At 36.0% G+C, this 10,544-nt stretch carries 15 protein-coding genes; 7 read left to right on the top strand and 8 right to left on the bottom strand.

The genetic code is table 11. The features are described 5' to 3' along the window. The 4 genes from ACJMLZ_RS04080 to ACJMLZ_RS04065 form a co-directional block, all read left to right on the top strand. The coding region (locus ACJMLZ_RS04080; protein WP_405304081.1) for a hypothetical protein at positions 1–570 on the top strand (570 nt) is incomplete at its 5' end. 95 nt (positions 571–665) lie between these two features. Further along, complete coding sequence (locus ACJMLZ_RS04075; RefSeq protein WP_405304080.1) at positions 666–1,277, top strand: TetR/AcrR family transcriptional regulator; 612 nt, start codon at positions 666–668, stop codon at positions 1,275–1,277. Positions 1,278–1,281: 4 nt separating this feature from the next. Beyond that, positions 1,282–1,893 (top strand): GNAT family N-acetyltransferase, encoded by a 612-nt coding sequence (locus ACJMLZ_RS04070; protein WP_405304079.1) that lies wholly within the window; start codon positions 1,282–1,284, stop codon positions 1,891–1,893. Positions 1,894–1,895: 2 nt separating this feature from the next. Beyond that, on the top strand, positions 1,896–2,627 hold the full coding sequence (locus ACJMLZ_RS04065) for a flavodoxin family protein (protein WP_405304078.1): 732 nt from the start codon (positions 1,896–1,898) through the stop codon (positions 2,625–2,627). 1 nt (position 2,628) lies between these two features. On the opposite strand, the gene ACJMLZ_RS04060 is transcribed toward ACJMLZ_RS04065, so the two are convergent. Beyond that, positions 2,629–3,288, bottom strand: a complete 660-nt coding sequence (locus ACJMLZ_RS04060; RefSeq protein WP_405304077.1) for a uracil-DNA glycosylase — start codon at positions 3,286–3,288, stop codon at positions 2,629–2,631. A 224-nt stretch (positions 3,289–3,512) separates the two neighbouring features. Then, positions 3,513–3,983 carry a pyridoxamine 5'-phosphate oxidase family protein gene (locus ACJMLZ_RS04055; RefSeq protein ID WP_405304076.1) on the bottom strand — a complete coding sequence of 157 codons (471 nt, stop codon included), beginning with the start codon at positions 3,981–3,983 and terminating at the stop codon, positions 3,513–3,515. Positions 3,984–4,110: 127 nt separating this feature from the next. Between ACJMLZ_RS04055 and ACJMLZ_RS04050 the strand changes: the two genes are divergently transcribed. Both ACJMLZ_RS04050 and ACJMLZ_RS04045 read left to right on the top strand, forming a co-directional pair. Further along, a complete protein-coding gene (locus ACJMLZ_RS04050) occupies positions 4,111–5,613 on the top strand; it encodes a glycosyltransferase family 2 protein (RefSeq protein ID WP_405304075.1) in 1,503 nt (500 codons plus the stop codon). 12 nt (positions 5,614–5,625) lie between these two features. Then, positions 5,626–6,102, top strand: a complete 477-nt coding sequence (locus ACJMLZ_RS04045) for a GNAT family N-acetyltransferase (RefSeq protein WP_405304074.1) — start codon at positions 5,626–5,628, stop codon at positions 6,100–6,102. Here the strand turns inward: ACJMLZ_RS04045 and ACJMLZ_RS04040 are convergent. After that, positions 6,099–6,509, bottom strand: a complete 411-nt coding sequence (locus tag ACJMLZ_RS04040) for a tetratricopeptide repeat protein (RefSeq protein WP_405304073.1) — start codon at positions 6,507–6,509, stop codon at positions 6,099–6,101. The two genes, ACJMLZ_RS04045 and ACJMLZ_RS04040, sit on opposite strands and share 4 nt — an antisense overlap. 58 nt (positions 6,510–6,567) lie before the next feature. Between ACJMLZ_RS04040 and ACJMLZ_RS04035 the strand changes: the two genes are divergently transcribed. Continuing rightward, on the top strand, positions 6,568–7,221 hold the full coding sequence (locus tag ACJMLZ_RS04035; RefSeq protein ID WP_405304072.1) for a hypothetical protein: 654 nt from the start codon (positions 6,568–6,570) through the stop codon (positions 7,219–7,221). On the opposite strand, the gene dtd is transcribed toward ACJMLZ_RS04035, so the two are convergent. The 5 genes from dtd to ACJMLZ_RS04010 all read right to left on the bottom strand — a co-directional run. Further along, positions 7,218–7,661 (bottom strand): D-aminoacyl-tRNA deacylase, encoded by a 444-nt coding sequence (gene dtd, locus ACJMLZ_RS04030; RefSeq protein ID WP_405304071.1) that lies wholly within the window; start codon positions 7,659–7,661, stop codon positions 7,218–7,220. The two genes, ACJMLZ_RS04035 and dtd, sit on opposite strands and share 4 nt — an antisense overlap. A gap of 70 nt (positions 7,662–7,731) precedes the next feature. Continuing rightward, on the bottom strand, positions 7,732–8,076 hold the full coding sequence (locus ACJMLZ_RS04025; protein ID WP_405304070.1) for a hypothetical protein: 345 nt from the start codon (positions 8,074–8,076) through the stop codon (positions 7,732–7,734). A gap of 102 nt (positions 8,077–8,178) precedes the next feature. Then, entirely contained in the window at positions 8,179–9,321 is a 1,143-nt protein-coding gene (locus ACJMLZ_RS04020; RefSeq protein ID WP_405304069.1) for a toxic anion resistance protein, read from the bottom strand. Positions 9,322–9,330: 9 nt separating this feature from the next. Then, a complete protein-coding gene (locus ACJMLZ_RS04015) occupies positions 9,331–9,933 on the bottom strand; it encodes a zinc ribbon domain-containing protein (protein WP_405304068.1) in 603 nt (200 codons plus the stop codon). 5 nt (positions 9,934–9,938) lie between these two features. Then, positions 9,939–10,544 (bottom strand): hypothetical protein (locus ACJMLZ_RS04010; RefSeq protein WP_405304067.1); only part of this gene is annotated, 606 nt, incomplete at its 5' end.

The raw sequence follows: 10,544 nt of genomic DNA, 5'->3' as shown, positions 1-10,544 counted from the left end.
CTTTTTATCTTAATCAATTCAGCAAATGCCATAGACAGCTCAAATTGGAAAAACGTCAGCGTGGGATATGAGGAATTCAAGATTCCTCCGGAATATGAAAATCCCTACTCAAGTGACTTCAACATGTATGAGTTCGATGAGGATATAGACACATTTACAATAAGATTCGTCAATCCTCAGATTATGAGCCTTTACGGATATTTCCTTGAGCACAACAGCTATGCAAAAAAGGTTAACGTTTCAGGCCATGACGCCATTCATTTCATGAGCTATGACCGTCATGACGGTACAAACAACTCCAAATTATGGTTTTCAGCAGGTGAAGAGTTCTACTACATCACCTGGAGAGGCAGTGAAATAACCCCTGAAATTGAAGAGATAGTTAAAAGTGCATCCCCTTCCAAATACAACCATACGGAATTCTATTCAATCCTGGATAATGAATATCAGAACTATAAGATTGTAAATTCTATCGAATCCCAAAGGTTTGATTATCCTTCAGGCGACAGCGGCACACACGGTTTTGTTTCATTTGGAAGCAATGGAATCAATTTTGGAGTAATGACTTAATTCCGTTTATTTTTTAAAATTTTTTAACTAACAATCGTTAGTTTTATATGGATATTCCATAAAATTATAACTAACAAGCGTTAGTTGATGATGACATGACAACGAAAGAAAAGATATTTGATGTTTCAATAGATTTATTTTCACAATATGGCTATGACAGGGTGTCAATACGCCAGATTGCAGGCAAAGTTGGAATCAAGGAAAGCTCCATATACAATCATTACAAAAGCAAGGAATCAATAATGGATGATATACTGGATTTCTATATACATGAAATGACAAAAGAGGAGATTTCCATTGCACAGGCAAGCGAAAATCTGGATGTTGGTTTTGAATACTTCTATAAAATGGGTTTGGATTTGTATATGTCAAAACTGGGCGAAGATAAAATGATGAAGATAACCAGAATAATTCTGATTGAATCATATCACAATGAAAAGATAAAGGATTTCGTTAAGGTGGCAATGATTGAAAATGCAGTTAAAGGTTGGACGGAACTGTTTGATTTGATGAAGGAAAAAAATCTAATTAAACGTGACTGCGAGTCAGCGCAGCTTGCCAGGTCATTTTTTTACTATGGGCTGTTTCTGCTGATTGAACATTTCATAATAAATTATCCTGAAGATGACAATGAATTTTTAATGAATTTGGGCAAAAAAAGCCAGCAGCATATGGAACTGATATACAATTCAGTCAAGGTAGGGTGAAAATATGAAAATAAGACTCGAAGATGAAAATGATTATTTGGAAGTGGAAAATCTAGTAAGGGATTCATTTTGGAACGTTTATCGTCCGGGTGCATGGGAACACTTCATTGTACACAATTTAAGGGATGACCCTTCATTTGTAAAGGAATTGGCATACGTTATTGAAAAGGACGGCAAAATAATAGGCCATGTCAATTATTCCTATGGAACAATTAACTGCAATGACGGCAAAAGAGAACCCGCACTGGTTTTAGGCCCAATTTCAATAGATAATGATTATCAAAATCAGGGCTACGGCTCCAGATTAATAAGACATACCCTTAAACTAATTGAAGATGAAAACATCCCTCTTGTATTTGTAATCGGGGATGAAAATTACTACCGAAGATTCGGATTTGAAAGTGCATCAAGGTACAATCTGTTTTTGGAGGGTACCAATCAAGATGGAGAATGTCCATTTTTCATGATTAAAATATTCAATGAAGATGCTTTGAAAGAAGGCATATTTTCAAATCCAGATGCGTTTAATGTAGATGAAAATGATGTTGATGAATTTGATGAAAAATTCGAATTTAAGGAAAAAAAGGTCCAGGAAGGGCAATTAAGCGAGATGTAAAAATGAAATATCTGATTATAAACGGTTCACCAAGAAAGAAACATACCTGGGAAATGGCCAAACAGGCGCAAAGCAATTTGGATGGGGAATTTGAAGAAATTCAACTGATGAAAGAAAAGATACCCCTGTGTAACGGATGTACCAATTGCATTATGGAATCTGAAACGGAATGTCCTCACTTCGATATAATAAATCCCATTGTTGAAAAAATTAATGACTGTGACGGGCTGATAATAACATCCCCAGTTTATGCGCTGAACGTATCCGGTCTTTTAAAGAACTTCATAGACCATACCGCATATCTTTACCACAGGCCTCGATTCTTTGACAAAAAGGCATTGGTTCTTGTCTCAACTGCAGGAGCCGGAGAAAAGAAAGTTGCCAATTACATTGATGAAACATTAAGGCATTGGGGATTCAACAAGACATACAAAATAGCTATTAAATGCGGTGGAAAGGACGCACTGGAGACAAAGGATATCAATGAGATTTCTCGTAAGTTCAATGAGGATGTCAAATCCGAAAAAATGCATTCCCCAAAATTCATTAATATCCTATACTATAATGTCTGGAGAGCTATGGCCTCATCAAGTGACCCGATTGAGGCAGATAAAAAATATTGGGAAACTTCCGGCTTGATAAACCATGAATTTTCTCCGGATGTAAAACTTAATCCTGTAAAAAAAGCCTTTGCAAAAGTTATGTATTCAATAATGAAAAAAGTCATGAAATGAATTACAGCTTCCAATCGATTTTGCCAGCTCCATTCTGGCTAAGAAATTCATTTGCCAACTTAAAGTGATTGGAGCCTAAAAAACCACGCCTTGCAGAAAATGGGGACGGATGTGAAGTTATCAGCACCAAATGATTAGGATTTGTAATCAGTTTCCTTTTCTTTTCAGCCTGTTTTCCCCAAAGCAGGAATACGATTGGCTGTGATCGGTTATTCAATATTTCAATTACATTATCTGTGAATGTTTGCCATCCGCATTTGCTGTGTGAGTTTGCATTGCCCTCCTCTACAGTCAAAACAGTATTTAGCAAAAATACTCCCTGACAAGCCCATTTTTCAAGACATCCTGACTCTGGAATCGGATAGCCATATTCATCATTTATTTCCTTGAAGATGTTTTTTAGTGATCTTGGTATCGGATGTCCTTCAGGTGTTGAAAAGGCAAGCCCGTGAGCCTGACCCTTTTCGTGGTAAGGGTCCTGGCCCAAAATCACAACCTTAACGTTGCTTAGTGGTGTCAGCTTGAATGCATTGAATATCTCATCGTAAGGCGGATAAATCGTTTTTGTCCGGTATTCCTCATCTATGAATTCTCTGATTTTTAAAAAGTAGTCCTTTTCAAACTCGGCCTCAAGTGCTTTGTCCCAATCGTTTCCAATCATAAGGAATATTTTATAATTAAAAATATATATTTTTTATTCAATTTCAACATGTCAAATAAACGAAATAATGATTAATTAAATTCAAAGTTATAATAAATCCTGTAATTTAATAGAATTTAATATTATTTTAATGATGTTGAAGCAAAAAATCTGATTTAAAAGATGACTAATGATAGATGAGATTGTGAAATAACAACAATTATTATCAATTTTTGAAAAAATTTTCATTTCTCCTTAACGACTTTTCCAGTCATGTGCTCGATAGTTATTTCAAAAACTTCAGTCTTGTCAAGCAGCCGGTTTATCTCATCTACTGTCTCTTCAGGAGTTGGAAAGAACTTGTTTCCAAGATGGGTCAATTTGTCAATCTTTTCTGCATCATCGGCCAAAGTGGTGATTTTTCCAAAGACTATGACACTTCTGAATGTATACCACCAACTGTCCTTTTCCTTCACGCCATTATCTTTAACGCAATATGAAACTTTTGAATGCTTTTTTATGGCGTCGATCTTATGGCCTGTTTTTGCACCGTGAAAATAGATTTTACCGTCAACATAAACATGACTCAACGGAACGGCATACGGATAGTCATCATCACCGAGAACGGCTAAAACACCGCGGGGTTCATTAATCAATATATCTATGCATTCTTCATCTGACAACTGCTGTCCAAGACGCCTCATTTTTCTAAACATGGTTAAATGTCTGATGAAAGTTTTAAAAATACTTTTACATTACAAGAAAAAAATTTTATTAAGGAATTTACTATTATCCGCAATATAAATTAAATAAAAAGTACATAATTATCTATGGAGTGTTGAAATGACTAAAGTATCTGTTATCATACCGGTATATAATACTGAAGATTATCTTGAAGAGTGCTTAGACAGCATCATCAACCAGACATTAACCGATATGGAAATCATATGCATAGATGATGGATCCAGCGACAATTCATTGGAGATATTAAAGGAATACGAAAAGAATGATTCAAGAATCAATATTATTACCCAAGAAAACAATGGACTTGCATTTACACGCAATGTCGGTTTAAAAAGTGCTAAAGGAGAATATGTCTATTTTATGGACTCAGATGACATTTTGGAGATTGAAGCTCTTGAAGAATTATATGGGCTTTGTCAAAAAGACGATTTGGATATGGTAATCTTTAAAATGATTAACTTTGACGATGAAACCCGAACCCTATACACTAGAGATTACTATGAAATGGATTCCCTAAAGGAAACCGTGCATGATAACGTTTTCAACTACGACGACATAACCGAGGAAATCGTGAAGATAGCCGTTTCATCACCCGGAAAATTTTTCAAGAGGAGTCTGATTTCAGACATGGAATTTCCCGAAGGGCTGATTTTTGAAGACAACCCCTTTTTTGTTGAGGCAATGTTTAAAGCAGATAAAGTACTTTTCCATGATAAGCACCTCTATAAAAGAAGGGTTAGGAATGAATCGATAACCACATCAAATGATTTGAAGTTTTCAGACACTCTCAAAATTTCAGACATGATTATTGAACTTGCAAAGGAATACGGCCATTACGATGAGCTGAAAGATGCCATCCTAAACCGGAAAATAGACATTACATTCTACAGGTTTTCGTCCGTCGGCGACATTTATAAAAAAGAATTCTTTGAAATGATTAAAGAGGATTTCAGCCTAATCAAGGATGATGTGGAAACATCAAATATAAGTCATGACAGCAGATATATCTTTGATATGGCAATGGAGTGCGAAGATGGCGAAGAGTTTGAAGTGAAAGTCAAATACTATAAAAAGCGCTATTTAAAAAAGCTGCACGGCCATGAATTCATCAGGCTTGACATGAAAAATGAGGGCGGGAAAAACAACAGCATCGATATTGTGGAATACACTGACAAGTACCTTCAAATCAATGAAGCTCCATGGTTAACAAACGAAACCGGAAATGGATTTTTCATCGAAAGCCATAGGGGCGAGCTTGACTTGAAGCTGAAAATGATTAATGATGGAAAAGTGAATCTGCGCTTTAGAGGCACAAGCATACGTGATAAGAACAATAACAGAATGAAAATAAAGGTAGACTGCACTTCATTGGTAATTAACAAAAAACCGTACCTTGAAGGACACAATCTACTTGATTATGATAACATGTTTACATTCAAAAAGGACGTTAAGGATTCAGAAATAATTGACGTTCACATTGAATGGATGACATATGACAAAATGAGCAGTTATGTCGAAGAGATAAATGAATATGAAAAATTATTTAATCAATCAAAATCAAGGAAACTCTTTAAAAAGATTTCAAACTTTAATAAAAATTAAGGAGACCAAACAATGCCTGAATTGACATTTAGAGATGCAACCCGTGACGATGTTGGCTTGATTTTAGAATTCATTAAAAAGCTAGCCGATTATGAAAAAAGACTGGATGAAGTTATTGCAACAGAGGATGAACTGGAAAAATGGATTTTTGACAAACATCAGGCGGAAGTGATATTTGCACTTGAAGATGGAAATGAAATAGGATTTGCGTTGTTTTTCTTAAGCTTTTCAACATACATCTCCAACGTTAACCTTCATCTGGAAGACCTGTTTGTTGATCCGGAATACCGTGGAAAAGGTTACGGCAAAGCTCTACTTAAAAAACTTGCCGAAATTGTAGTTGAGCGCGGCTATGGAAGGTTTGAATGGACATGTCTGGCCTGGAACAAACCCAGCATTGAATTTTACCTGTCATTGGGAGCCGAGCAAAAGGACTGGAACGTGTTCCACCTGACAGGCGAAAACCTGAGAAAGCTTGCCGAAGATTAATTTAATTCCTTTAATCTTTGCATCAGCTTGTTTTTTATTTTATTGTTGCCGTCAATCTTTTGGACAGCCATTTTAAGGACCTTTATTTCATTGTCCGCATCACCGTTATTCCTATAGATATTGGCAAGGCCTTCATATGCTTCGGCATTTTCAGGCTGAAGCACCAATACCTTTTCAAACAGTTCAATGGAATTTGTCTTTTTGGCCTCTTTCAATAAATTGGAAACCTCTTTGGTTAAATCAACTTCCTTTTGCATATTTTTGCTTAATTTCTTGGCCTCTTTTGTATCCAATTTGTCAAGCATGTCAAAAATTTCATCGGCATCATTCTTATCGAAGCTGTCTCCAACTTCCCTTTTAGCTTTTTCATCTGATTTTCTGTTGAAAACCTTGTCTAATATTCCCATAAAATATATTATGTCTATTCACTATTAAATAATATTAACACTTAAGAATGTGGTTAAAATGGAAGATAAAAAAGAATTGAAACTGGAAACCAAATGCTATGACGCCAATGAATACGGATATTTATACGGCTTAAACCAAAGGATACCTGATGAAGATTTTGAAAAGGTCAAACCCTATATGAGGGATTTCAGAAGAAAGGATTTTGTTGACGGCATCGTCAAGGTTACCGGAAGGCCAGAAGGATACAGGTGCCTTGAAAAGGATGTTGCAAAAGTAGAGGAGATTCTTGGAATTGAAAACACCCTTGAAAAAAGACAGGATAAAATCAAAAAGGCCTTTGAAGATCCTGTGGCCAAAGCAAATCTTAAGGACAATGCATATAACTGGTTAAATATTCTATTCAAAAAGACAGGGACTCACCCAAAACAGGACCTCTCCAGATTAGCCATTCATTCAACAAAAATATATGACCCGCAGGACAGCTTTAAGAATGGCGCTGAAAACGGAGAAGGAGAGCTTTTCATCTATACTCCACATGGAATGTGGTACATCATTAACAATTGCGGTGAATTCAGCGACACTTCAATAAACAATGTTGAATCCAAGGCCGGCGGGGCAATAGGATACCGGCTGATGTATGATGACACCGTAGATACCTTAATCAGAATATACACAGAGGAAAACGAGTACAGCGGCGAAAAACTATTCTAATCCTCAAATTCCTTTTCAAGCAGTATTGTTACAGGACCATTGTTCAGCAGGCTGACTTTCATATATGCTCCAAATTCGCCTGTTTCAACATCAATGCTTTGGCGGCACTGATTTGTGAAATAATCAAACAATTCGGTTGCCTCATCCGGGTTTAATGCATTGTGAAATGATGGCCTGTTCTTTTTGGTAGAACCATACAAAGTGAATTGGGGAACTAGCAACAGTTTGCCGTTGATGTCTTTAACGGATTTGTTCATTCTTCCGTTTTCGTCTTGAAAGATTCTTAATTTCACCAATTTTTTTGCCAAATAATCAGCCTCTTTGGTGGTATCGTTAACTCCAAAGCCAACCAGAACCATTAATCCTTCACCGATCTCGCCAACGGTTTTCCCATCAACTTCAACACTCGCATTTGTAACTCTTTGGACAACTAATTTCATAAGGTATACTATAGGTTTTGATTTAAATAAATTTTATTAAAAAAAATAGAGAATGATTTAATCAATCATTCTAAAGAATTGAAATTATTGCAAATATTATGAATATGGCAATCAAACAACCACAGCAATTAGACCAATTGGAATCACTGCCTTTTTTGTTTTCAGCAGTAGTGGAGCCACCTGAAGTTGTGGTTGCAGTTACCCTTGGAACATTATTTTTCTCATATACCTCTATAAGCTTTAAGGCAACCATGATTGACCTGACTAAAGCTATGAAGGCTGCTAGAAGTAACAACCATATATAATAACGTACCATTATTTCTGCAGGAAACATACTGCAAGCTATGAAATAAAAAAGCCAAGGCATTTCATAGGTAATTCCCTCTATTATCCAGTTTTTGTTTGAGGCCTTCAATCCTATGTAGATAAAACCAAATCCTGGAAATATAAATGTTAATGGGAACAAAACCCACCATGATTTTTTAATTTTTTCAAAGGTATCCATAATTATCAATATTTATTCTAATGCATCGGTATTTTTAGTTTCGATTTTTTCAACGACCTTCTGGCCTTCATGGGCCATGTCACTGAACATCAATATTGTCTCTTTCATCTTAGGAAGAGCTTGCTCCTTATAGGTGCTCACATCCTCAATAGCTGAAAGGGCTTCTGCAAATGACGCTTTCAAAACATCAGGTGAAATCATAGTCTCAGCACTGTGCTTTTGAATTTCACTGCCCTGTTCCTTAAGCATGCGGGAAGTTGTTTCAATGATGTTTTCTGTAGTTGCATTTAAAATATTAATCTTATCCATTACGATTTTCTGGTCATATAAAGCACTTGCAACCATCACACCGGTTCTTAATGCGGATACTGTAACATTTTTAGCCCTATTAACTCCACGAATTAGCTCCTTATTGTTTCTCCTGATAACATTGAGTGAAACGATTCCTTGTTGATTGACTACAATCATCTGTTGCATGTCCATAATCCTTTGTCTGAGAGGGAACAAGATCTCTTCACGGACAAATGCGATTTTATCCTGTTCAACACCATCAATTTCAGCCTGTTGGATTTGCATTTCGATGGACTCGTCCATCTGTTTACCAAGCTCGATATCTGCAAGAAGCTTATTTGTGACTTCCCTCAGATAGTTTTCTTCGCTCAATAAGGTAACGTTATCATTTTGCAGAACTTTACCGCTGTGGTCCAATGAGTCTATGATGTTTGAAATGGCGGTTTCTGCCTTTTCATATTTTGCAAAGTATTTGCGAACAGGATTCATCAAATCTCCTAAAAATCCTTTTTTGGTGAAGTCAACCTTGCTTGGATCCAAGTCCTTCATTTGCCTGTCAAGTTCAGAGAGTTTATCTCCAATGTTTTCCGCTTCCTTGCCCCCTTTGTTTATGTCGACAAATCTGGTGGCCAAAAGCTCATTTCTAGAGGCTGCTCTGGACATGTCTTCCATACCGAAGCTTTCCAATGGTTTTAGGATTCCTTCTCTTTCAGTCGGATTATTTAAATCAGCTTCAAAAATTGCAACAGCATTTTCACTAGCTTTATCTTTAAGATTGGAATTTTCTAATTTTTCTTCTTCCTCTTTAAGAGTAGTTTCGACATCTTTTTTTATTTCATCAACATCTAAGGAAAATTCAGCCATTATATCACCTTATTTTGTTTCGTTGTCTTGTGGTTTATCAAAATTAAATTTATTCTTATCAACTTTTGAGGAACATTCTTTGATAACTGTTCCGTCCCTAACAATTTCAACTTTTACGGAATCCACATCAATATATTTATATGAAGTATGATAACCTACTGAAATAGGATAATCTGTGTCATAATAAGCATTTGACAGGGATTCTATTTCTCTACCTAAAGTATTATTATTCTCATCTAGATAAGTTGTCCTAACTATATAATCCTTTTTATTGGAAGGTACCTTTTGGAACAATACATCTACCCAATAAAAATAATCATCACTTTCATCATTATAAAATCCAGTGACGTCACTGATGGTCAATGAAAATTCATTGGCCTCTCTGGTTAAATCATCAACCCCGGAATCGTCATTATTGCCCATCATTGAAAATATCAGCAATCCGCCTACAACAAGCACAACAAATATCAATGCGAGAAATATCTTACCGTTTGAAAATATGTCAGACCTTTTTGAAGGGCTATCCTTATTGTTTATGTGGCATCCGCATGACAAACAGTAATTTGATTCGTCAGGTATTTCCTTTCCACACTTTGGGCAACGTTTTGTCATTTCAATCACTCGTATTCCTTAACTGAATCAATCAGGTTTTCCATATCATCAATCAGACTTTTGACCTCATCATGTGATTTATCATCAGAGCTTATATTAATGACAAGTTCATTGGTCAAATCTTCAATCTGGTCAATGATTGAATTTAATGTATTTATCTTGCTGTCAAGTTCGGCCTCCACTCTTGGAGTGTCCTCAACAGCCAGTTTAGCAATGTTCAATGCACCGTCCGCTTCACTGTAAAACAGATCATGTGACTTGTCGATAGTTGACATGAATCTATCGTAAGTGATTTGGGGCGGTTTGAAACGTTTTTCAATTAAGTTTCTAACGGTTTCCTCTTTCTTGTCAAATACATCCCTTAACTCCTCAACCTCTTTTGTGTATTTCTTAAGAGATTCAAGACCTTCAGACGGGCTTTCAATTCTTTTACTTTGAGTGGTTTTAACTGTCTTGGATGAGGATACTTTTCCTGAACTTTTACTTACATACTGCTTCAGGTTGAAAATGTAATATAAATAAAGCAATGGAAGAATAGCCAATATCAAGACTAAAAACATCGCGAGTCCAGTCCCACCATAAAATACAGGGATCGCCATGCAAATTAAAAT

It is taken from the genome of Methanobrevibacter sp., from assembly GCF_045126245.1.
In the GTDB taxonomy this organism is placed as follows: domain Archaea; phylum Methanobacteriota; class Methanobacteria; order Methanobacteriales; family Methanobacteriaceae; genus Methanocatella.
The sequence above is the reverse complement of the archived record's forward strand: the minus strand, read 5'-3'. Positions and strand labels throughout refer to the sequence as shown.